The sequence below is a fragment of the Methanococcoides mangrovi genome (genome assembly GCF_052057775.1).
GTDB lineage: Archaea > Halobacteriota > Methanosarcinia > Methanosarcinales > Methanosarcinaceae > Methanococcoides.
Map to the genome: position 1 here is coordinate 2,406,099 of NZ_CP195121.1, position 22,471 is coordinate 2,428,569.

Annotated in this window: 20 protein-coding genes and 1 tRNA gene; 15 read left to right on the forward strand and 6 right to left on the reverse strand. The window is 44.7% G+C overall.

From position 1 onward, the window contains the following. Positions 1–117 precede the first annotated feature (117 nt). On the forward strand, positions 118–1,032 hold the full coding sequence (gene guaA, locus ACR3I3_RS12030) for a glutamine-hydrolyzing GMP synthase (protein WP_440952477.1): 915 nt from the start codon (positions 118–120) through the stop codon (positions 1,030–1,032). Then, positions 1,032–2,072 (forward strand): archaeosine biosynthesis radical SAM protein RaSEA, encoded by a 1,041-nt coding sequence (locus tag ACR3I3_RS12035; RefSeq protein WP_440952478.1) that lies wholly within the window; start codon positions 1,032–1,034, stop codon positions 2,070–2,072. The genes guaA and ACR3I3_RS12035 overlap by 1 nt, the downstream gene beginning before the upstream one ends. A 48-nt stretch (positions 2,073–2,120) precedes the next feature. Here the strand turns inward: ACR3I3_RS12035 and argB are convergent, their stop codons facing one another. Continuing rightward, positions 2,121–3,011 (reverse strand): acetylglutamate kinase, encoded by an 891-nt coding sequence (argB, locus tag ACR3I3_RS12040; RefSeq protein WP_440952479.1) that lies wholly within the window; start codon positions 3,009–3,011, stop codon positions 2,121–2,123. A 229-nt stretch (positions 3,012–3,240) separates the two neighbouring features. Next, entirely contained in the window at positions 3,241–3,537 is a 297-nt protein-coding gene (locus ACR3I3_RS12045; RefSeq protein ID WP_440952480.1) for a non-histone chromosomal MC1 family protein, read from the reverse strand. Between the two features lie 321 nt (positions 3,538–3,858). Here ACR3I3_RS12045 and mptA point away from each other — a divergent pair, with 321 nt between their 5' ends. Continuing rightward, positions 3,859–4,812, forward strand: a complete 954-nt coding sequence (mptA, locus tag ACR3I3_RS12050; protein ID WP_440952481.1) for a GTP cyclohydrolase MptA — start codon at positions 3,859–3,861, stop codon at positions 4,810–4,812. Between the two features lie 14 nt (positions 4,813–4,826). Further along, positions 4,827–5,141, forward strand: a complete 315-nt coding sequence (locus ACR3I3_RS12055; RefSeq protein ID WP_440952482.1) for a DUF2098 domain-containing protein — start codon at positions 4,827–4,829, stop codon at positions 5,139–5,141. A gap of 94 nt (positions 5,142–5,235) precedes the next feature. On the opposite strand, the gene ACR3I3_RS12060 is transcribed toward ACR3I3_RS12055, so the two are convergent. From ACR3I3_RS12060 to ACR3I3_RS12070, 3 genes are all read right to left on the reverse strand, one after another. Further along, entirely contained in the window at positions 5,236–6,171 is a 936-nt protein-coding gene (locus tag ACR3I3_RS12060; protein ID WP_440952483.1) for a nucleotidyltransferase domain-containing protein, read from the reverse strand. Positions 6,172–6,252: 81 nt separating this feature from the next. Beyond that, positions 6,253–6,705, reverse strand: a complete 453-nt coding sequence (locus ACR3I3_RS12065) for an N-acetyltransferase (RefSeq protein WP_440952484.1) — start codon at positions 6,703–6,705, stop codon at positions 6,253–6,255. 41 nt (positions 6,706–6,746) lie between these two features. Beyond that, positions 6,747–6,824, reverse strand: a tRNA-Arg gene (locus tag ACR3I3_RS12070). A gap of 231 nt (positions 6,825–7,055) precedes the next feature. Here ACR3I3_RS12070 and ACR3I3_RS12075 point away from each other — a divergent pair. The 5 genes from ACR3I3_RS12075 to ACR3I3_RS12095 all read left to right on the forward strand — a co-directional run bounded on the left by ACR3I3_RS12075 (position 7,056) and on the right by ACR3I3_RS12095 (position 14,546). Further along, complete coding sequence (locus ACR3I3_RS12075; RefSeq protein WP_440952485.1) at positions 7,056–7,259, forward strand: DUF5371 family protein; 204 nt, start codon at positions 7,056–7,058, stop codon at positions 7,257–7,259. Between the two features lie 334 nt (positions 7,260–7,593). Next, positions 7,594–8,481, forward strand: a complete 888-nt coding sequence (locus tag ACR3I3_RS12080) for a phosphatase PAP2 family protein (RefSeq protein WP_440952486.1) — start codon at positions 7,594–7,596, stop codon at positions 8,479–8,481. A gap of 96 nt (positions 8,482–8,577) precedes the next feature. Then, positions 8,578–10,008: a nucleotide sugar dehydrogenase gene (locus tag ACR3I3_RS12085; protein ID WP_440952487.1), complete on the forward strand. Its 1,431-nt coding sequence runs from the start codon at positions 8,578–8,580 to the stop codon at positions 10,006–10,008. A 296-nt stretch (positions 10,009–10,304) separates the two neighbouring features. Further along, positions 10,305–12,587, forward strand: coding sequence for an ATPase, T2SS/T4P/T4SS family (locus tag ACR3I3_RS12090; protein ID WP_440952488.1), 2,283 nt, complete (start codon positions 10,305–10,307; stop codon positions 12,585–12,587). 12 nt (positions 12,588–12,599) lie between these two features. Next, entirely contained in the window at positions 12,600–14,546 is a 1,947-nt protein-coding gene (locus ACR3I3_RS12095; protein WP_440952489.1) for a hypothetical protein, read from the forward strand. A gap of 75 nt (positions 14,547–14,621) precedes the next feature. Here the strand turns inward: ACR3I3_RS12095 and ACR3I3_RS12100 are convergent, their stop codons facing one another. Beyond that, positions 14,622–14,798 carry a 4Fe-4S binding protein gene (locus tag ACR3I3_RS12100; RefSeq protein ID WP_440952490.1) on the reverse strand — a complete coding sequence of 59 codons (177 nt, stop codon included), beginning with the start codon at positions 14,796–14,798 and terminating at the stop codon, positions 14,622–14,624. 78 nt (positions 14,799–14,876) lie between these two features. On the opposite strand from ACR3I3_RS12100, the gene ACR3I3_RS12105 reads away from it, so the two are divergent. The 6 genes from ACR3I3_RS12105 (at position 14,877) to ACR3I3_RS12130 (ending at position 22,325) form a co-directional block, all read left to right on the forward strand. Next, entirely contained in the window at positions 14,877–15,935 is a 1,059-nt protein-coding gene (locus tag ACR3I3_RS12105) for a radical SAM protein (RefSeq protein WP_440952491.1), read from the forward strand. A gap of 105 nt (positions 15,936–16,040) precedes the next feature. Next, a complete protein-coding gene (locus tag ACR3I3_RS12110) occupies positions 16,041–16,352 on the forward strand; it encodes a DUF2551 domain-containing protein (protein ID WP_440952492.1) in 312 nt (103 codons plus the stop codon). Positions 16,353–16,403: 51 nt separating this feature from the next. Beyond that, positions 16,404–17,264, forward strand: a complete 861-nt coding sequence (uppS, locus tag ACR3I3_RS12115) for a polyprenyl diphosphate synthase (protein WP_440952493.1) — start codon at positions 16,404–16,406, stop codon at positions 17,262–17,264. Positions 17,265–17,798: 534 nt separating this feature from the next. Beyond that, complete coding sequence (locus ACR3I3_RS12120) at positions 17,799–19,169, forward strand: monomethylamine:corrinoid methyltransferase (protein WP_440952494.1); 1,371 nt, start codon at positions 17,799–17,801, stop codon at positions 19,167–19,169. 14 nt (positions 19,170–19,183) lie between these two features. Next, positions 19,184–20,365 carry a Cdc6/Cdc18 family protein gene (locus ACR3I3_RS12125; RefSeq protein WP_440952495.1) on the forward strand — a complete coding sequence of 394 codons (1,182 nt, stop codon included), beginning with the start codon at positions 19,184–19,186 and terminating at the stop codon, positions 20,363–20,365. 31 nt (positions 20,366–20,396) lie between these two features. Then, positions 20,397–22,325 carry a hydantoinase/oxoprolinase N-terminal domain-containing protein gene (locus ACR3I3_RS12130; RefSeq protein ID WP_440952496.1) on the forward strand — a complete coding sequence of 643 codons (1,929 nt, stop codon included), beginning with the start codon at positions 20,397–20,399 and terminating at the stop codon, positions 22,323–22,325. Positions 22,326–22,471: the final 146 nt, after the last annotated feature.

Consider the following 22,471-nt stretch of genomic DNA (forward strand, 5'->3'; position numbering starts at 1 on the left):
CGATGTTCCATCGATACTATTAAAACCAACAAGAATATTAACCACATGATTATTTAAGAGAACCACTAATATTAACTAACATTTATCATCATCGCATCATAACCGGAGTTCATTTTCATGGTAAAAGTCGAGAAATTCATACCTAAAGCAATAGACAGGATAAAAGAAAAGGCCAAAGGAAAGACAATTGTAGGCCTTTCCGGAGGAGTTGACAGCTCGGTCTGTGCAGTCCTTGCATACCGTGCTCTCGGAGACATGTTCTTCCCGATCTACATAGACACAGGCCTCATGAGGAAAGGCGAGACCGAGATGATCGAGAAGATCTTCGCAGACATGAACCTTCAGGTCATCCATGCCAAGGACCGTTTCCTTGAAGCTCTTGTGGGAGTTAAGGACCCTGAGGAGAAGAGGAAGATCGTCGGCGAGACGTTCATCCGCATCTTTGAGGAAGAGGCACGCGAGCTTGAAGCAGAATATCTTATCCAGGGAACGATCTACCCCGACAAGATCGAATCAGAAGGAGGGATCAAATCCCACCACAACGTTGGAGGACTTCCTGAAAAGATCGAGTTCAAGGAAATTATTGAACCTATCGATGACCTGTACAAGGATGAGGTCCGTGAGGTCGCAAAGGCACTTGACCTGCCTGATGAGATCTGCGAGAGGATGCCATTCCCGGGACCAGGGCTTTCAGTAAGGATAATCGGAGAGGTTACCGAGGAGAAAGTGGATGTGGTACGTGAGGCAAATGCCATCGTTGAGGAAGAACTGCTCGAGAAGTTCAAGCCATGGCAGACCTTCGCTGCAGTTGTCGGCAAGGGAACAGGCGTCAAAGGTGACGTAAGGGTACATGGCTGGATCATTGCGGTCCGTGCAGTAGGCTCAAGGGACGGTATGACAGCAGAAGCGCTTGAACTTCCATGGGAGACCCTCAAAAGAATAGAAACAAGGATCTCCGGCGAGATACCATCCGTTGCCAGAGTGCTTTACGACCTATCACCAAAACCACCTGCAACAATCGAGTTCGAATAATGTCACTCAACAAAGCTGTACTGGAAATACGCAACCGCCAGCGTATAAAGCCATCATCGAACGAGTATCCGGCTGCCGTCTGGAGGAGCACTGATCACTTCAACGGAGAAACAGTGGATACACTGACCATCATCTTCAAGACATCAGGATGCTGGTGGGGTAAAGCAGGCGGCTGCACCATGTGCGGTTTTGTCTATGACAGCGCAAAGATCCCCCCACAGCCTGAAGAGCTGGAAAAGCAGCTAGGGAATGCCATGCAAAAGGGTGAAAGGCTTGAGCGCTTCATGGTCAAGATATTCACATCAGGCAGTTTCCTGGATGAGAAAGAGATACCGATTGAAACAAGAAGAAGCATCCTTGGAAAACTGGCAGCTGATGAGCGCGTGTTCAAGGTAATCGTGGAAAGCCGCCCGGAGTTCGTTACAGAGGAGATACTGAAGTCCTGTGTCGATGCACTGGGAGATACCTCATTTGAGGTTGCTATCGGTCTTGAGACAAGTTCCGACAATATCCGCAAGAACTCCATAAACAAGGGATTCACTTTCGCTGATTTTATCCGGGCAGCTGAAGTAGCGAAGAACAACGGAGTTGCTATGAAAGCATACCTGTTGTTAAAGCCGCTCTTCCTCTCCGAAAAAGAAGCTCTCGAAGACATTGTGAAGACCATAGACGATGTTGCAGGACATGCACAGACCATTTCCATCAACCTGTGCAATGTGCAGAACGGCACCTATGTTGAACACATGTGGCAGCGAGGCCAGTACAGGCCACCCTGGCTCTGGAGCATTGTGGAGATACTCCAGCGAACAAAACAGAAGCATCCGGAACTTGTGATTACTTCCGACCCTGTTGGTGCAGGCTCAAAACGTGGCCCACATAACTGCAAGAAATGCAGCAGGGACGTGTCGGATGCAGTACACCTTTTCTCAAGGACACAGGATCTGAGCGTACTTGACGGGCTCGACTGTGAATGCAAAGAGTTGTGGAAAAAGGTCCTTGAACTGGACGGGCTTACATATGGAAGTCCGATACAGGACTGATCATCAACATATTAAAACAAAACAAAAAAGAAAGGTCATAGGACACGGTTATTCCGTGTCCTGATACACCATTGTACCAATGCCCTGATCGGTGAAAAGCTCAAGCAGAACCGAATGTGATATACTTCCATCTATTATGTGCACGCGCTCCACACCACCAAGTACGCTTGCTTTGGCGCTCCTCATCTTAGGGATCATTCCGCCACTGATAATACCTTCTTCTATCAAAGGTTCAACATCATCCACACTGATACGGGAAATGCGGCTGGACCTGTCAGACTGGTCCCTGAGAACACCAGGCACATCCGTCATCAATATGAGTTTCTTTGCATGCAGGGCATCTGCAAGATCACCTGCAACCGTATCAGCATTGATGTTCAATGCATTGCCTTCAGCATCCATTGCGATCGGGGAGATCACCGGAATATAATCGTTAGCTGTAACAATATTGATAAGTTCAGGATTGATGATCTCGGTCTCCCCTACCCAGCCAAGGTCCACGTCGTGTTCGACGTCCTCTATCATGATCTTCTGAGCGGCCTTTTTCTTAGCTATGATCATCTTTCCGTCCTTTCCGGAAAGACCCACACCTTTCCCACCATGTTTCCCTATGAGAGACACTATCTTTGTATTGATATTACCCACAAGTACCATGCGTGCGATCTCCATGGTCTCATCGTCAGTTATCCTTAATCCGCCTACGAACTCAGGTTTCTTTCCCATACGTTCCATCTTCTCAGTGATCTCCGGACCGCCACCATGGACGATAACCGGATGGATACCAACAAAACGCAAAAGTACAACGTCCTGAATGATGTCGCTCATAACAGAAGGATTGACCATAGCATGACCACCTACCTTGATCACCATTACGGAACCGTAAAAGTCCCGGATATACGGAAGTGCTTCGATCAGAACATTCTCTCTTTTTCCTGTCATAAGGGTACAATACGAAGCTCATTTAATAAAGCTTTTTGATATAAACTTGAACGCAATCCCGGATGCAAGTACGATCTATCAAGAGCAAAGGTGTAAAGGAACGGATTGATCAGATGACAAAGGCATTGATCATGTTCAAAGTAAGAATCGACAACAAAAAACGGACCAATGTTCAAAAAGTAGAATTGAAGAGTCCGTGAAAGGACTCAAAAAAATAAATATAAAGATATCAGACCTTGTCCAGTTTGATGATACCTGGCTTCTGTTTCTTTACGAATGGCTTGTTGATCTTGTCAGGCATCCAGTCAGGCTTGTTCTTTGGTGCAGCGACCATTTCCTTCCATCCAAGGAAGACATGGACCTTCTTGGTGCCACGCTCACGAAGCATGATCTTCTCAGGTTTGGACTTGGTTCCCTTGCCCCTGTTAGCGACCTTAAGAGCTGCCTGTCGTGGCTGTTTTCCAGTGAATACACCATGCTCGTTACCCTTACTGTCTCTTAACACAAAATTTCTTGTTTCAGACATATTATCACCTTACGTACCCGTTATTGGTTATATGTAGTTGTACTTATTAAATATAAATAGTTTTCTTCTAATGTCGCCTTTTGCTCATGGTTCTGCAAATCAAATTAATTTGATATATTTGCTGCATCTGGAAAGAACTGGAAAATAACCTTTATATCAACCTTATAAGACGATCATGACCCGCAAGACCAACGTGCCTTATATTAAAATGTTTCCGTATAACAAAACATTTACATGTAATGAATATGTTTGTGTTTGATATCAACCTAAAAACATAACTTAAACATAATTTATTTTAATTCTTTACTAGAGGTCATAAAAATGGAGCTTCCAGTTGCGCAATTTCCTGACGTACAAGCAAATAAACCAAATATACCCGTAAACCTCACACGCGTAGGTGTGACCGGAGTAAAAAAACTAGTTGAGATCAAACGTAAAGATAAGCGCCCTATAGTGCTTATTTCAACTTTTGACATCTTCGTGGACTTGCCTTCAGACCGTAAAGGTGCAAACCTTTCACGTAATTTCGAAGCTATCGACGAGGTTCTTGAAAAAGCGATAAACATGCCGGTTTATGAAATAGAGGAACTATGCAGCGATGTTGCCAAGAACCTTCTGGGAAGGCATGAGTATGCCACCAGATCCGAAGTACGCATGAAAAGCGAATATGTGGTAAGAAGAGAATCACCATCCACTAAAATGCAGTGCCAGGAAGTAGTAGACATATTTGCAGAGGCTATTGCAACAAGACCTGAACACGAAGAGATAGACGTCAAGAAGCTCATTGGTGCAGAAGTTGTCGGCATGACCGCCTGCCCATGCGCTCAGGAGATCATGAGAGACAATGCAAAAGCAGCACTTCGTGACCTTGGTGTTGACCTGGAAACCATTGTGAATTTCCTCAACAGAGTACCAATGGCAACCCACAACCAGAGAGGACGTGGAATAATCTCACTTGAGGTCAGCGGTGATGTTGATGTCTCAATTGATACAATTATCGAGATCATTGAAAACTCAATGAGCTCCAGTATTGTCGAGCTTCTTAAGCGTGCAGATGAAGCAATGGTCGTGGAAAGAGCTCACAAGAACCCTAAGTTCGTTGAAGATTGTGTCAGGACAATGGCAAAGAAGATCGTCAGCGAATTCAAACATGTACCTGATGATGCTATTGTAACTATCAAGCAGATCAACGAAGAGAGCATTCACAGGCACAATGCATTTGCCGAAAGGGTTGCACTCCTCGGAGAGCTAAGGGAAGAGATAGAGAATAACTAAGGAGAGATCTCAAAGTGGCAGAAGAGCCTTCAGCAGTCGATGTAGATGGTGCTCCGATAGCTATAGGGAGCAATGTAAGATATATCAAAACAGATACAATTGGTGAAATAACCGATATCAAAACTGATGATGAAGGCACCTGGGCACTTCTTGATACTACCCAACTTTATTACAGGGTAGACACCCTGCAGATCACAGAAAAGAAGGCAAATGCAGGAAAGGAATACACAATTTCCGAAGAAGATATAAAAGAGCGTATCAAAAAGCAGGCAGAACTTGCACAGACCGGTACACTGGAAGAAGTCTTCCAGGCAACAGGAGGAGGCTGATATTCACCGCCAATTCCTGTTTCTTTTTTATTAAAGATCCAATGTTGGTCCCATTCCACATATCCTTTAAGACTTCTTTTTCTTCTTCGTCGTATTAATTGCCTTTCTCAAGCAATGTAAGTGACCTTATCCACTCACCCTTTGGCTCTCTGGAAGTCCCGACCACAAGTCTCTTGATGTCACCGACCTGCTCAACGACACCCTGCGCCTCAATAATCTCTCCCTCCAGCGCCTGGCCTGCATAGGTATGAGTGTATGAGAGCACATGGTCTATCTCATCATGGTCGATCCTGTAAACAGAAGGATTGTCGAAAGCGAGTTTTGCATCAGTGACCGTTGCTTCGATCTTCATCGTCCCAACATCAACCCCTCGTGGAAGCGGCTCACCTATCTGGTCCCAGTCCCTCACGAACAGAAGGTCAAAATATGTCCCGCCGACCATTCCCCTGTTACCTTTACGTTTCTCGTGAAGGATGAACTCCTCATAGGAGATCTCAGGAATGCGCTTGTTGTAGATCCTATGCCACATCTGCTCATCAATATCCTCAATAAAGCCGCCTTCCTTCTTTGCAGCTGTAATTGCATCCCTTGCCTTGAACCATTCATTGCCATATACAACAAAATCAACATCCGAGTGCTCATTTTGTAGCCCCGGCAAAAACGAACCTGTAACACCCATCTTTTCAATGGGAATGCCGGCATTTAGAAGTACATCTGCAACAGCTTTCACCCTCCCATCCCTCTTAATAAGCTCAGGGACCGGGTCAGGAGGATGCAGGACCATTTTTACCTGATCTTCGGGAACTATATGCACATCCTGTACCCACTCAGGCCTGTTATCCCGCATAAAATCGAAAGCGACATCAAAATCATATTTTCTGTATCTAATACCGTTGAGCTGACGGTCACCGGATTCATCCGGAACATACCTGAGCACACACCTCACGCCTTCAGGATGAAAATAATCAGCTACCGCAAATATCCAGTCATCTTTTGTAATAATGAAATCTCTGATACGCGCTTTTATCATTGTGATCTACCCGTGATTATTGAAACGATGTCAACAGATGTATCTCAGGACTTATAAATGCCACTCATCGGTCAACAAATATCAGACCAGTTCCATGGAAAGAGCGATCTCATCACAATCGGGGAACTTATGACATTTGAGACATCCACTCCATATCTTATGTGGAAGTGAAGATTTGTCAACACGCCTGAAACCGTTCTTTTCAAAAAATACCGGAGCGTAGGTCAATGTGAACACAGTGGTCACTCCAAGCTCGCGGGCATCACCAAGACAGGCATTCAATAATCTGGTACCTACCCCTTTACCCCTGTATTCCGGAAGTATAGCAAAGGAGAGAACCTCAGCAAGATCCACCCACAGAACCTGAAGTCCGCAGCAACCAACGACCTCGCCATCAACTTCGTAAACATAGAAGTTACGCACGGATTCATAGAGTTCACTTACAGACCGGGGAAGCATCAGATCCTGATCCGCATAAAATTTGATAATATGCCTGATACTATCAATGTCTTTTAGAGTAGCTTTCCTGATCAAACTGCAGGCTCCTTCGTTCGTAAAAATAATGAAAGAATAATTGGCGGGCGTGAAGGGATTTGAACCCCTGATTTACAGCTTAGGAGGCTGCCGCCATATCCTGGCTAGGCCACACGCCCACGCGATACTCCTGTAATGTCAATCATTCTTTTAAACTTATTGGTTGGAATACGGAAGGATAAATTTCCTAAATATAAAGAGAGCTCACATCCATCAGATGCGCATACTCAAAAGGAGATAGAAAATGATCAAATAATGGTAATAGCAAAGTGGGGAAAATTCGACAACATTATATATCATTATTATTATGGGGAGGGCGGAGAGAGCCAACTAAAAATGGAGAAAAACATATGAAGATAGTACATGCACAAACAGTCCTTGCAGAAGAGCAGCTTATAGAACTCAAAAAAAAATCAGGTGAATCCTCCACAAAAGATGCCCTAAGCACCGCAGTTAAGCACTATCTTGAATGTGAGTATACGGATATGGGCGAAGATATGTGGGTTAAAAAGATGGAAAAGATCGTTCAGAAAAAGAAAGAACAACAAAAATGATCATACAACTAAAGATCAGCTTCAACCACATATTTTCAATTGTTGCATGAACATACTTTTTTCAGATGGTCATTTAACATGACCTTGAATGCATCAGGAAACCAAAATTTCCGGATGCATTCAAATACATCAGATCGTCTAATGTGATCGACCCGTGAACTATGCACATTATTAGAAAGTGCTTATTATGCAGGGATTTCTTAAAAGTGATGATTTAACAAGTAATAAGTTTAGTATTTTGCTAAATTTTGATAGTATGTGCACAAAGCATTTATAGACGAAGCATGCTTAATTAGAGCCTGTCTGACGATATAGCGAAATGGACTGATAGGTTATGACATCTTCATATCTAATGATCCTTATAATGGCACCAATACTGATATGCCTGCTAACAGCAGCATATTATGTGTTTGTCCCGGAAGATTTCAAAAGAGACCACAAAACGACCTGGAGAGGTATGTTCACATTGAGGACACTACCATACCTCATATCAGCTTGTTTTGTTTACCTGCTTGTCAAATCTCAGCTGGCGATCGTTAATTTCATTGGGAAGGTCCCGGATACAAGCTATGCCAGCTACATGATACAGATCGAAGGAGATGCTGTTGCTTACTTCCAGAATTTTGCAAGCCCATTGCTAACATATAGCAGTGCTTTCGTTTACCTGATAGGATTTTCATTCCTGTTGATATTTACATTCCTCTTGCTAATGTATACACAGCAGCATGAGTTCCTTCAGGAATATACGATCGCTTTTGTTTCCATATACCTTATAGCACTTCCGTTCTACATCTACCTACCCGTACCTGTAACAGGTTTCACATTGCCAAATGTCGTACCGCTGTTGTACAACATGAGCCCCATAATACTACAGGGCGTAAAGGTCGTAGATCCGTTTCTCGATAATTGTTTCCCCAGCCTCCACGCAGCATTATCCGTAATGGCCATGCTGATGGCACTAAGAACTGATTTTAAGAGATTCAAAATATTTGCAGTGGCACTCACAGCAGCAATCCAGTTTACTATCCTCTACCTGGGAATACACTGGATCACTGACATGATAGGCGGCATCATGCTTGCCCTGATAACTTATTTCATTGCAACCAGGTACAGGAAGAACATACTGAAAATACCGGAACGCATCTATACATCATTTGAGAAGAGAACTGAGCTTGTAGAGGCTGTAAATTCAGTCCTGTTGTCAAAAGGGCTCATCAAATGAAGAATATTTTTGCTTGAAAAAGTTAAATACTATTTTAAAGAATATATGTTATGGTACTTGAATAAACATTCCAATTAAATTGAGATAGTGGTGACCATGACAGAGAAACTGGATTCGATCCTTGAAAACAGAGGTCCTATCAAAAAGATAGGTGTGCTTGGCATGGGATATGTGGGAATCCCTGCAGCTGCTCTTTTTGCAAACTCCGAGAAGTTCGATCATGTTCTGGGCTTCCAGAGAGACTCAAAAAGTTCCGGATACAAGATAAAAATGCTCAACAACGGTGAAAGCCCCCTGAAAGGAGAGGAACCCGGTCTTGAGGAACTGCTGAAGAAGGTCGTTAATGAAGGTAAGTTCGAATGTACTCCGGACTTTTCAAAAATATCAGAACTTGATGCAGTAACTCTTGCGATACAAACACCATTCTCTGATCCTTCAAGCCTCCTTCCTGATTTCAGCGCACTCACCGAAGGCATACATAACGTGGGAAAGTACCTGAAAGAAGGTATGCTGGTTGTTCTGGAATCAACTATAACGCCCGGAACAACGGACACGCTTGCAAGACAGATCCTGGAAGAGGAATCCGGACTGAAAGCCGGAGAGGACTTTGCACTCGCACATGCTCCAGAGAGGGTCATGGTCGGCCGTCTGCTAAAGAACATACAGGAGCACGATCGTATTGTTGGCGGCATTGATGAGGCCAGTACAAAGCGAGCCGTGGAACTTTACAGTCCTGTGCTCACTAAAGGGAAGATCATACCCATGACAGCAAGGGCCGCAGAGGTAACCAAGACCGCAGAGAACACCTTCAGGGATCTACAGATAGCAGCCATCAACCAGCTGGCGCTGTACTGTGAAGCCATGAGTATCAATGTCTACGATGTGAGAGCAGGTATCGACAGCCTCAAAGGTGAGGGTATCACACGTGCAATACTTTACCCGGGTGCAGGTGTGGGAGGGCACTGCCTTACAAAGGATACATATCATCTGGAAAGAGGAGTTACAACAAGTGGCGGAACACTTGACTATCCTGAAGGCATGGATTCTATCTTTGTTCTTGCAAGAAAGGTGAATGATTTCATGCCAAAACACATGTTCCACCTGACAAAAGAAGCTCTCAGGCGCATCGACGGGGAAGTAAAAGGTTCGAAGATCGCCATTCTTGGATGGGCATTCATCAATGATTCCGATGATGCGCGCAACCCGCCTTCTGAGCCCTACAGAGATCTTCTGATCAACGAGGGAGCAAATGTGATGGTACATGATCCACATGTGCTGAACTACCCTGGTGTGGTGATCATGAAGGATCTGGACGAAGTTATCAAAGATGCGGACGTCGTGGCCATACTGACCGGACACTCCCGGTATTTCGATCTTGAACCTTCAAAGATCAAGAAGCTAACAGGAAAAGCTAACACCGTTATTGTAGACGGAAGGAATGTTATCGATCCCGATGAGTACATCAGCAATGGTTTCGTATACAAGGGTATCGGACGCGGGGACAAGAACGAACATCCAATTGTCTGAACGATATTAAATTTGAATGTCCAGGATGAATGGAACATTTGAATCTTTAAGGCGCAGGGCAAAGTCCAGTCGGAAATGTTCCGGCGCCCCTGATAAAAGGAGGATGTCGATGATAGGATTTCAGCAGCCTCTTCACTTATTTTTAGAAACAGCAGTGACCCTGCATTATAGAACCAATTTTAAATTTATCTGAAGATTAAAGAAACTGGGAATATTTTAATAATTGCTGACAATATGATTGTGCAAATCTTCCAGGGATAAAAAACGTGAAACTCCGAAGTAATTTGCACAATATTATGAAGAAAGACAAACAAATAACTGAAGATCCCTGCCAATACAGGGTTCAGCAGACAAAGAACCAGAGGACAATAAAGGTAGATTGTTCTCAATGTAAACGCTCATCCACCCTCAATGATCCTATATGTCGTGAAAGGATATTCAGTATCATACTCACAGAACCCATATCGAACAGGCTTATTCTCTCACATCTTTATGAACGGGACTATGAAGGGAAGGAGATCTCCGCCCTTTATGAACTTGCAAAGCTCAAAGATGCTCTTTTAAATTACAATAATGTTCAGCCTGCACGCAACTGCCAGCACAAAGGCTCAGGCAAATGTATTTCCCAAAGAAAAGAATTGCTGGAGAAGATCCTTGAATACTCGAAGAATGACCCTGCCGGAGCATCGATTTTCCTTAAAGGACTCTGCACTGACAAAAATCCAGGCCACGATCATCCTGAATGCCCGGGCTGCATTGCAGAATTCGATTCAACGATCAGAGAAATGCAGGATATAGCTTTCATGACCAGCATATCGCATGCATTCAGAACTCAGCCTGAAACACATTCATACACAGATAAAGATGCATCTACACCAAATGAGTTTGATTATGACAGACATATCAAACCCCATGTCAGGCCTGCCTTTTCAACATCCAGAATATATACAGAGCCACCAGAGAACATACAGTTCCTGGAATGCTATGATATAAAGAACAGTGCGGGGAGGATGCTTCAGATATCCATGTACGAGATGACCGACAGGCCAGAGAAACTTTACATGGCAATACCTATTGAGTATAATCTTGACCATGAAAGCCTTGCCCTCATAGAAAGGGTCAGGAAGAAGCTGATACGTTTTCGCCCTGAGAACATGAACTTCGCCGATCCTGCGAACTCAAGGGAATACATATACCGGATCGGAAAGCAAATGCTTGAAGAAGATGCAAAGCTGCATGGGATCACACTTAGCCCGTTCGGGATCATGACATATTCGGACCTTCTTGCAAAATATACCACCGGCCTGGGTATACTGGAGGATGTGCTATCCGATCCAGGGATCACGGACGTCTATGTTAACGCACCTGCGGACATAAACCCGATACATGTGGTAGTGGACGGGGATGAATGTATTACCAATATTTTCCTATCACAGGACGACCTTGATTCAATGGTCTCAAGGTTCAGGGCCATCAGCGGCAGGCCTTTCGGGGAAGCAACACCGGTACTGGAGATGGACCTACCTGAGTTCGGGGTCCGTGTATCCGTCATCGGTGACCCGTTAAGTGCCAATGGCCTTGCTTATGCATTCAGGAAACATGCAAGGACACCATGGACATTGCCAAAGCTCATCAACACTGGATCGATATCGCCACTTACAGCCGGTATTTTGAGCTTCCTTATGGACGGTGAGGCATCAATCCTCGTGGCCGGAGAGGTGGGAGCAGGTAAGACCTCACTGCTGTCCGCAATGATGATGGAGATCCCCCAGAAATACCGCATCCTGACAATAGAAGATACAAGGGAACTTCCCATAGAGGACCTGCAAAAGCTTGGCTGGAAGATACAGGGAATGAACTCACGTTCATCGATACTTAACACCAGCATCGAAGTCAAACCTGATGTTGCACTAAGGGCAACCCTGCGTCTTGGCAATTCAGCACTTGTTATAGGAGAGGTCAGGGGACCTGAGGTAAGGGTCCTTTACGAAGCCATGCAGGTTGGCACTGCCGGGAATTCGGTCCTGGGGACCATACACGGAGCATCCACAAGGTCGGTCTATGAGCGTATAGTGCATACTCTGGGCGTTCCCCCTGCATCATTCAAGTCTACCGATGCGATAGTGGTCTGTACCAACACAAGAATAAGGGGAAGTATGAGCAAAAAGCGCAGGGTAACGCAGATCTCGGAAGTAGCCGCCGAATGGGATGAAGATGCAGCTCCGGAGGAGATATTTACAGAGATCGTGCAGTACAACAACGCGGAGGATGCGATGGTGCCCACTGATATACTGGACAGGGGACAGTCCGAGCTCATCGGAAAGATAGCACGCAAATGGGGGATATCAATTGATGATGCATCGCTTAACATACGCATAAGGGCGAGGATAAAGCAGAGGATCGCCAGTGCCGGTACACTAGAACCCCGGTTCCTGGAAGCTGATGTGGTAAGTAAGGCAAACAACATCTTCTGGCTTTACATGGACATGGAAAAACACGGAGCCGGTGGACCTGACTATGAAAGGGTCTATGAGAAATGGGACAACTGGTTCGATAATTTCTCCTCAGCCTGGCTTTAAGGAAGTGTTACAATGGAAACAGGAACATCTGAGAACTGGTATGTTCGTGGCTGCAGGTTCACATCCCGTCATTTTTCCAGGTTCATAAAGGACATAGATGATTTTTCCACAAAGGCCGAGAGGTCGGTCAGCCAGGAATACCGTGATGCGGTCATCTTTACAGGAGTTGCAATAGAACCATTTGAGACAGTTCTCTTCTCCTATGTAGGTTCACTTGCAGTCCTTATCATGTTCCTTATACTGGATACGATCCTGTTCCGCATTACAACTTTCAATCCGACCGTACTTGCATCCGTGGCCGTGATGACATTACTTGTACCTTTCGGGATACTGATCTATCTGAGCGAGTATGTGAAGATACACGCCAGGTACATGAAGATTCAGTCGATCGGAGACATTCCCGAAGTATTAAGCTACGTAGTGATGTCAATGCGACTTGTCTCGAACATGGAAAAGGCCATCCATTTTGCTGCGCTTAATTCCAGCAGGCCGCTTGCAAACGATCTCAGGAAGATGCTCTGGAACCTGCAGGTACGCATGTACTCAAGTATGGATGATGCACTGCTGGATTTTGCACAGATGTGGGGGAAGAACAGCGAACATTTCAAACGATCCCTCCACCTCATCAAGAGTTCCACCAGTGAACCCGACGAAGCACAGAGAGTCATTACCCTGAACCGTGCCCTTGACATCGTGCTTGATGGCACGAAAGAAATGATGGAACAGTATGCAGTAAGACTGAAGACGCCAACATACATCCTTTATTCGATATTTATCCTCATTCCCCTGGCACTTGTGGCACTGCTGCCTGCCATCACAGTCGTAGGGATCAGGTTCGATGCCGTGACCCTCGTGATACTCTACGACCTGGTCCTCCCGGTTGCAACCTTTGCATACGCTGAATACATCCTCATGCAGCGACCTGCGACTTTCCTGCCCCAGGCGATCCCGGAAAGCCATCCCGATCTAAAGGGAATTGGTAAAAAAAGGAAAGCTGCAACGATTATTGCGGTTGTGACATGTATCCTTGTCAGCTCTTCTGGCTATATCCTGATAGATCTAGGAAATCCGATGAACATCATCTCAACAGAGACACTGGAAGGGATAATGCCACCTGCACTTCTTGTCATCTGGGGAATTGTTATCGCATTTTCCATCTACATGAATGCAGTGTATTCACCATACAAGCGGATAAGGGATGATATCCGCAAGATGGAAAATGAATTTTCAGATGCACTGTTCATACTGGGTAGAAGGATATCCGAAGGACGTTCTGCAGAGGAGTCGTTTGCCCACACCTCAAAGACCATGGAGGGATCACGTATCGGAAAGGTGTTCGAAAGGATATCCATCAACCTGATCACCATGCGAACGAACATAAGGTCAGCAATTTTCGATGAGGAGTTCGGGGCATTCAAAGACATATATTCGGACAGGATCCAGACCACAATGATCATGTTCACCGAAAGTGTACACAAAAGCCATCTTTCAGCAGGAGTCGCCATCATCAAGCTTGCTGATCACCTGAAGGAACTACAGAACGTGGAGAAGAACATCAGGTATTCGCTTTATGACATGACATCGACCATGAGAACAACAGCCTGTATATTTGCACCGCTTATCGCAGGAGTTACCATAGCCCTCTCGGAAGTTATAGCCAGGATCCTTCAGGATGTCGCAGAAGGTATTTCAAGGCTGCCAGAGAACATGGTACCAGGACCTGCACAGATATCGCCTGAAAACCTTGACCAGACGATCGCACCGGACATTTTCATGATGGCCATCGGTATATACCTAATTCTCATCACGGCCATACTTGTGAGATTCTCAAGCACCATTGAGAACGGAGGAGAGAGGACGCAGTTCCTGTATGATCTCGGGCAGTCACTTCCAATAGCAATAATCGTCTTTACGGTCACAACTGTGGTCTCAAGGATCTTTTTCAGAGGATTGATATAAGAGACCTATGAAAATATTCCAAAGACTTTTTCAGTATAAAACAAGTGATTCTCGATCCACATATGCAATTGTTCATCAATCCACATATACAAGCGCTTTCACAGGACATACGCCTATGCACTTCATACAGACAGTACATTTGTCGTAATCTATCGTAGTCTTGCCATCCCTTATACGTAAAGCTCCAAAGGGACAAACATTATCACATTTGCCACAATTATTGCATCCGATCACTGCGATATATCCTTCCAACCGACTCATCTCCAGACAATAAGATAACAGGATACATACGCTTTTGTATTTAAATCAGACTTATATAAGAGAAGAAATATGAACAACAATATGAACGGGATGGTCCGCACAGATACGGGGTCTTTCTACACATACCTCACAAAAGGCTGCAAACTTTGTCAGCAGGGTGCCAAAATGGTGCTTTTTATTACAGGCATCTGTAACAGAGGATGCTTCTATTGCCCACTCTCAGAAGAGAGGAAGAAGGATGATACCTATGCCAATGAACGTCTCGTAAAGGATGATGAGGATGTCATCGAGGAAGCCATGCAGATGGATGCTCTTGGAACAGGCATCACTGGCGGGGAGCCTCTCATAAGAGCTGACCTTGTCATTCACTACATCAAACTTCTGAAAGAAAGGTTCGGCAGGGATCACCACATACACCTGTACACATCAATAGCCCCTGATAAAGACCTGCTAGAATCCCTCTCTGAAGCAGGCCTTGATGAGATCAGGTTCCACCCTCCGGAACAACTGTGGAAGGAACTCAAAGGGTCTGATTTTGAGCGTGCGATAAAGGATTCAATTGAACTCGGGATGGAAACAGGGATGGAACTGCCATCCATAGACGGGGTCATCAATGTAAGGGATGTTGTCATCGGAACAGACTGTTTCCTGAACCTCAACGAGCTTGAGTTCTCGGATACTAATGCCATGGAGATGAAAGAAAGGAACTTCCTGCTCAGGGATGACATGAGCAATGCTGTAGAAGGATCAGAGAATTTTGCGGCGGAGCTGGTGGAGGAGATACCAAAGATACACTTCTGCTCATCGAGATACAAGGATGCCGGACAGCTCCGTGAGCGCCTGCTGAGGACAGCAAGAAAGACAGCAAGACAGCTTGATGAGATCACTGAAGAAGGTACCATCGTCTATGGCTCCATTGAGGGTCAGGAGCCTGGGGAGATCATCAGCATATTACATGATCTTGAAGTACCTGATGACCTTATTGAGGCAAAGGAAAATGCTGTAGAATTGCCATGGTGGATAGTCGAGGAGATCGCAGAAGAGCTGAAAGAGGAAGGTCTGGTCCCATCGATCATCGAAAGGTATCCCTTCAAGGACGGACTTATAGTTGAGGTAATACCTCTCTGATACTAACATTTATAAGGATTAATGTTGTAGTGGAAACGCGTTCTGTATCATAAAACAAATAAATTAGCATAAGTTTATAAATAGAAATTACATAGATTAAATGAGGTGTTTGTGCTGGAAACTATTGAGGACCGGGTAAAGGCAAGGCTTATCAAATATTTAGGTCGGGATGATACAGGTATTCGTGAAGACGTATTAAAGCTCTTTCTTGAAGGTGGAACTTTCACCACTGGTGATGTCTACAAACATCTTAATGAGAAGGACTTTGATGTCAGCTACAGAGGTGTCTCAGCCATGGTTGGCCTTATGAACACCAGACTTGGAATACTCAGTATAGATGTCACTGGCGACCATAATCTTTACCTGCTGAAAGAAGACTATAAACCCATAGTCAAGGAAGTTCTTGATAACTACTGACACCATAAGGTGTTAACATACCTTTTTGATCGTTCTCCAGGTGGAATCTTCATGATAAGATCCCTGATGAACCTCTTCTATAAGACCTATGAAAGGTCTCTCTCAAATGACGTTAAGAACGGACCTGTTCCTGAGCATATAGCCATTATAATGGATGGGAATCGCAGGTTCGCCAACAGACTTGGGAAAAATACGAACTATGGCCACTCAAGGGGTGCCGATGTAACTGAAAGGGTAATAGAATGGTCATATGACATCGGTGTAAAGGAACTTACAGTCTATGCGTTTTCCACAGAGAATTTTAACAGGTCCACTGATGAAACAATACAGCTGTTTGAACTTATCGGAAGTAAGTTTGATTCTATGAGAGAAAGTGAAAGGACCCATGAGAAAAAGATCAGAGTACGTGTTGTAGGGGATTGCTCACTTCTACCAACAGAGCTGCAGGAATCTGCAAGAAGAATTGAGCATGCAACAAAGGACTATGATAGATTCAACCTGAACGTTGCACTTGCCTATGGCGGAAGACAGGATATCGTTCAGGCTGTCAGAAGAATGGCAGATAAGGTCATTAAAGGCCAGCTATCAATCGAAGATATCAACGAATCCACGATAGCTGATCATTTCTACCCATCAGAGGGAACAGCAGTCTCTAATGTAGACCTGATAATACGCACAGGCGGAAACGAAAGGGTTTCAAATTTCCTCCCATGGCAGGCCAATGGGAACGAATGTGCCGCATATTTCTGTGCACCATTCTGGCCGGAATTTCGCAGGATCGACTTCCTTAGGTCAATTCGTATCTACCAGACACGTCTTGCAGAACAAAAAAAGAAGGAACATAATCGCACAACCCATTTTCTCAAAGAGATTCGCAAAACAAATGATGGACATTGCAACAACAGAATCTGAACCATCGATCATATTAGACTGATCTCTTTGAATTGATGTGACCAAAGAATAGTATATAGCCAGGATATTTTTGAGAAAATTCCATCTAGAAGAAGAAAACAAATTGGGAAAAAGTAGGGCCGCAGCGAAAACAAACAGGTTTGACGGGATGGAGGACTACGGCCAATTGTTTAACGAGCTCATTTGTGTGCTCTTACGAATTCTTCAAATTGTTCATAGTATCTTGCTCTGTTTACCAGTTCTGTGAAGAAATCATCCATATTATTTCACCTCAAATACTACAATAACTTCTGGATATATTAAGGACTGCCAAGCAGGGTGAAAGTATTCAGGAAGATCTCATTATGCATTAAAAACTCTAAAGAGCAGTAAATAATCAGAGATTTTCCAGAATTTCCATGTCAATTTAGGAGTATTAATGAATTACATGGAAAAGTATATATAAAGCTCCATGTCAATAGAGGTATAAGGCAATTTACATGGAGATTCCCTGAAAACAAAAAACGATTGATGAAAAATGAAGGAGTCAATAATATGAACAACATATACAAGTACCTTAGATCAGCTACCACCGGCGAAGAGAAGTCAGAAGAGAAACATGATATGGAAGTCTTCATGAAGTCACAGGAGCTGGCGGAAGAATTCGATATCAAATATGACGGGGAAAGTATTGTTCCAACTGACACGAGCCTTGCAGACTCCGTATTTGAAGCTGCGGTCCTGCTATTGACATCTGTTGGGATCTACTGTACTGACACAAAGAGAACGATACAGATCGAAGAGGAGGACATTGAAAGATCCCTGAATACTTCAGAGATGCTTGAGATCGGAAGGAAGAAAGAAAAGGTCACTGTCCCATTCAGGTACATAATGGACTCCGAACCTCCGGTAATAATTGGAGGACCAATGGGAGGCACTGTTTCTGAGGAGAACTTCCTGAAGCTCCACGTGAGCTCGGCCATGGAACCTATCGTACAGGGCCTGTATGCAGGCGCCCTGGAAAAGATGGGAGGAAAAGCCATACGCGGTAAGACACCTTTTGAGATGCTCGCAGCCCTAAAGGAGGCAAGGGAGGAGAGACTTGCAACAAAGCTTGCAGGTCGTGAAGGCCTTGCTTTGATGGGACCGGGCACACCGACCATCTCACCCGCATATATGCTCGTCTCTTCCGAAGAACTCTACTCCAGTGCAGATGTCCAGGAGGTCTATCAGCTGGACGAGCTTAAGACCGATTATGAAACATTCTACAAATCCATATTCCATCTTGAGCACGGAAACCACTTCCTGAGTGGCCAGTGCCCTGTTTTCGGAGGAACAGGCATCGGAACCCCTGAAGGACTAGCCATCGTCGATGTTGCAGAGACCATACAGTCAAAGGTGCTCACAGGTGCCAGCCTGCACGTTTCCGGTGCGGTCCATGTGAACACGAACTCATCTTCAACAAAAGAGATCATGTGGGGTTCTAACCTGTCATCCCTTGCCATTTCACGCAACATGCATCACTACACTGCGAGATATTACTGGAACATTGCTGGTTGCTGTACCGACATGATGTTCTATGAGACAGCCGCACAGGCCATTGGAGACACCGTTTGTGGAAGGGATATGCTTATAGGACCCGTAGGTGCCCGTGGAGCAGGTGCAGACCACTCAACAGGACTTGAGTCAAGGTTCATGGGCGAAGTTGCACACATGGCAACCGGCCTGTCACTTCTTGAAGCAGATGAAGCCGCCCGAAACATCTACAGGAAATATGAGAACCTGCTGGTACATGCTCCTGAAGGTAAACCATTCAACGAATGCTATAAAGTGAGATCAGAATATGAAATGAACCCGACTGACGAATATCTTCAGATTTACAGGGATGTATCTGCAGAAGTAAGCAAGTACTGTGGCATCGAGTGAGTTGCGGGATCAACATGAATGATATATTTGGAACAGATGGGATCCAGATATTCAGGAATAGGGCAGCACTTTCCCCAAGGTATCTTCCGGACAGGCTTGTTGGTAGAGAAAAGCAGGTAACAGAACTTGCTTCACTGATGAGGCCTGTCCTCCACCACGGGGAACCTGCAAATGTACTGATATCCGGAATTAAAGGGACAGGTAAGACAACTATTGTTAAATTTGTCCTGAAACAGCTGAGTGCGAATATTGAGATAAATGGTCTTAACGTTGTTCCGGTCTTCATCAACTGCCGGAAGATCAGCACGACCAGCAAGATCATACTTGAGATACTGAACAAAGTATCACCCGAAACGGAAGTTCCAAGAACGGGACTCTCAATGGGTAAATATTACAGAGCACTATGGAGATCGCTGAACGAGAAGAGAACCACAATAATTGTGGTATTTGATGAGATCGAAGCTCTGAAAGACAAAAATATACTCTATGAGCTAAACCATGCCGGAGAGAATATGAGCATCGAAGAAGACATATTCATAGGCATCATTGGAATTAGTGATGACATATTCTTTTACCCTAAGGCCGAGAATACTGTTCTTTCGGCACTCCAGTACAGGAACATAGTATTTCCACCATACAGCAAGAAAGAGGTTGAGCAGATACTTAATGACCGCTGTAAAATCGCGTTTGTGGAAGATGTTGTGGAAGGGGGAGTAGTACCACTATGTGCAGAGCTATCGGGGGCTGAACATGATTGCGGAAGAGCTTTGACCTTGCTGGAAATAGCTGGCGATATTACAGATATCTCGAATGAGGAAAAAATAACTGAAAAACATGTCCTGCTCGCAAATGAAGAGATGGGAGAAAAAGAGCTATTAACCTCACTGGAAAACCTGCCGATCAATTCAAAGCTGGTCCTGCTCAGCATCATCAGGCTTAGCGGGGAGCTGAACGATAAGGTCACGACAGGCCAGATAGAGATGCTCTACAGGAAGTTCTGTGAGCAGGTAGGTACAAACCCTCTTGGACGCACCAGCGTCTCTGGGATCGTCTCTGAGTTCGATATGATGGGAATTATTTCAGCACCTGTTCGAAGCAGGGGGAGATATGGCAAGACACGACTCATATCGATCAGGAAGAACCCAAAGAAGATGGAAGACATACTTTACAGAGACTACAGACTTAAGGAACTGTAATCTGAACATAACTTAACTAATGGAGATCAACATGAAGCTAAACCTTGGAATTGATGCAGGTGGGACCTATACGGATGCGGTCATAGTCAGAAGTCCTGATGATTTAATAATCGCATCTTGTAAAGCTCTTACAACTTATCCCAACCCACTGGAAGGCATCAGGGAAGCGCTCGACGGGATCGACCTGGAGATACTCTCACAGATAGATGTCGTGTCAGTATCCACCACCCTGTCGACCAACACGATCCTGGAAGGCACAGGGTTCCCCGTAGGACTCGTCCTTGTAGGAGATTATTTTATCAGTGCCGAACTCCCCACCGAACATTTCATACAGGTCAGAGGAGGCCATGACCACAAAGGTGGTGAAGCAGAACCTCTGGACGAAAATGCAGTAAGGGAATTTGCCCAACGTGCAAAGGAAAATGTCTCGGCTTTTGCTGTATCATCCTATTTCAGTATAAGGAATCCTGAACATGAACTTAGAGTCAAGGAGATCATCAGGAACATAACAGGAATGCCGGTGGTATGCGCACATGAGCTATCACAGGACCTGGGAGCATTTGAAAGGGCTGTAACAGCATTCTTCAACGCCCAGTTGCTACCTATAACCGAGAAGTTCATGACCAGTGTGGAATCAGAGATAAGGAATCGTGGTATGGAATCAAAGATATTCATGCTCAAATGCGATGGATCAGTAGTTGGCATCAAGAGCGCACTGGAAAAGCCCATTGAATCTATATTCTCAGGACCTGCAGGCAGTCTTATAGGTGCTTCCTTCCTATCAAAGAGAAACAGTTGTGCAGTAATTGATGTTGGTGGAACAAGTACTGACGTGTCAGTCATAACAGATGGTGTTCCCGAAATGAGTGAATCTGGTGCTGTTGTAGGCGGATGGAAGACAAGAGTAAAGGCCATAAGAATGGAAACTTCAGCTTTGGGAGGAGATAGTGATATCTGGGTCGCTTCAGGAAAGGTCAATTTCGGGCCACGAAGAGTTATACCATTATGCAGAGCAGCAGCGCAGTTCCCAAAGTTCATTGAGCAGCTTGCAGCTAATCCAATGCCTTCCAAAGCACTACTAGGAAGGAATTTCCAGCCTACAAAGTTCTACATAAGGACAGGCTATGAGCCTCTCGAGCTTACAGATCTGGAAACAGAGATCCTCAATGCCATTCCTGCTGAGCCAACCTCCCTCAAGGAGATACGTTCGCGTATCAATAAATACCCGGCATCAAAACACCTGGACACACTCATGCAGAAGAGGCTGATACAACCCATCAGTTTCACACCTACGGATGCCCTGCATGTGCTTGGAGACTATACGGAATACAATGCTGAGGCTTCACGCGCAGGTGCACAGCTTCTGGCCCCACTATACAAGATGGAAGCAAAGGAATTCGCATATTACGTAAAGAGAGAGTTTGCCAAGAACATGGCAGCAGACCTTGTATCATTCTTCCTCGAGAAGATATCAAGAGAGGAGATACGTAATATATTCGATGCAGAGTCGCCGATCCAGTTCAAAGTGCATGTACCCGTGGTGCTGATCGGCGGTCCTGTGGTAGCTTATCTTGAAGAGATGAAGACACTGATCGATGCAGAGATAATCTTACCGGAATTCGCAAATGTGGGAAATGCTGCAGGAGCTTTGGCTGCAAAAGGTATCAGGAGAGTCGAGATCTTGATACGACCGGCATCCATGGGAGCACCGGAATGGGAGTTCTATGTTTATTCCGAAAAAGGAAGAAAGAACTTCTACGAATATGAAGATGCAGTGGAATATGCGATCAGTATTGGCAAGGATACCATCTATGAATACATGAAAGAAGCAGATCTTGATCCGGATTCGGTCAAGATAGACATAAAAAAGGATGAAGTGCTTCTTGAAGGGCATGATACATTGGTGGAAACAAAGATCGTTGTTCTGGGTGTTGCTGAACACATTGAAGAAGACGAATAAGAAATAATAAAATAACGACCAGAGAGATGATTTACATCCTCTTTCTTTTTCTAGATCTTCATTACTACTAGTAGCGTAATAAGAGTAGTGAGAATAGTTATTCAGCAAAAATGCTGGAATGTGATAATTAGATAATAAAATAAGAA

Excerpts from the sequence above, each read along its gene's own strand:
- ACR3I3_RS12105 (WP_440952491.1), top strand. The coding sequence starts at position 14,877 with ATGAACAACAATATGAACGGGATGGTCCGCACAGATACGGGGTCTTTC.
- ACR3I3_RS12045 (WP_440952480.1), bottom strand. The coding sequence starts at position 3,537 with ATGTCTGAAACAAGAAATTTTGTGTTAAGAGACAGTAAGGGTAACGAG.
- ACR3I3_RS12080 (WP_440952486.1), top strand. The coding sequence starts at position 7,594 with ATGACATCTTCATATCTAATGATCCTTATAATGGCACCAATACTGATA.
- ACR3I3_RS12130 (WP_440952496.1), top strand. The coding sequence starts at position 20,397 with ATGAAGCTAAACCTTGGAATTGATGCAGGTGGGACCTATACGGATGCG.
- ACR3I3_RS12125 (WP_440952495.1), top strand. The coding sequence starts at position 19,184 with ATGAATGATATATTTGGAACAGATGGGATCCAGATATTCAGGAATAGG.
- ACR3I3_RS12095 (WP_440952489.1), top strand. The coding sequence starts at position 12,600 with ATGGAAACAGGAACATCTGAGAACTGGTATGTTCGTGGCTGCAGGTTC.
- ACR3I3_RS12120 (WP_440952494.1), top strand. The coding sequence starts at position 17,799 with ATGAACAACATATACAAGTACCTTAGATCAGCTACCACCGGCGAAGAG.
- ACR3I3_RS12060 (WP_440952483.1), bottom strand. The coding sequence starts at position 6,171 with ATGATAAAAGCGCGTATCAGAGATTTCATTATTACAAAAGATGACTGG.
- ACR3I3_RS12075 (WP_440952485.1), top strand. The coding sequence starts at position 7,056 with ATGAAGATAGTACATGCACAAACAGTCCTTGCAGAAGAGCAGCTTATA.
- ACR3I3_RS12090 (WP_440952488.1), top strand. The coding sequence starts at position 10,305 with ATGAAGAAAGACAAACAAATAACTGAAGATCCCTGCCAATACAGGGTT.
- guaA (WP_440952477.1), top strand. The coding sequence starts at position 118 with ATGGTAAAAGTCGAGAAATTCATACCTAAAGCAATAGACAGGATAAAA.
- argB (WP_440952479.1), bottom strand. The coding sequence starts at position 3,011 with ATGACAGGAAAAAGAGAGAATGTTCTGATCGAAGCACTTCCGTATATC.
- mptA (WP_440952481.1), top strand. The coding sequence starts at position 3,859 with ATGGAGCTTCCAGTTGCGCAATTTCCTGACGTACAAGCAAATAAACCA.
- ACR3I3_RS12035 (WP_440952478.1), top strand. The coding sequence starts at position 1,032 with ATGTCACTCAACAAAGCTGTACTGGAAATACGCAACCGCCAGCGTATA.
- uppS (WP_440952493.1), top strand. The coding sequence starts at position 16,404 with ATGATAAGATCCCTGATGAACCTCTTCTATAAGACCTATGAAAGGTCT.
- ACR3I3_RS12085 (WP_440952487.1), top strand. The coding sequence starts at position 8,578 with ATGACAGAGAAACTGGATTCGATCCTTGAAAACAGAGGTCCTATCAAA.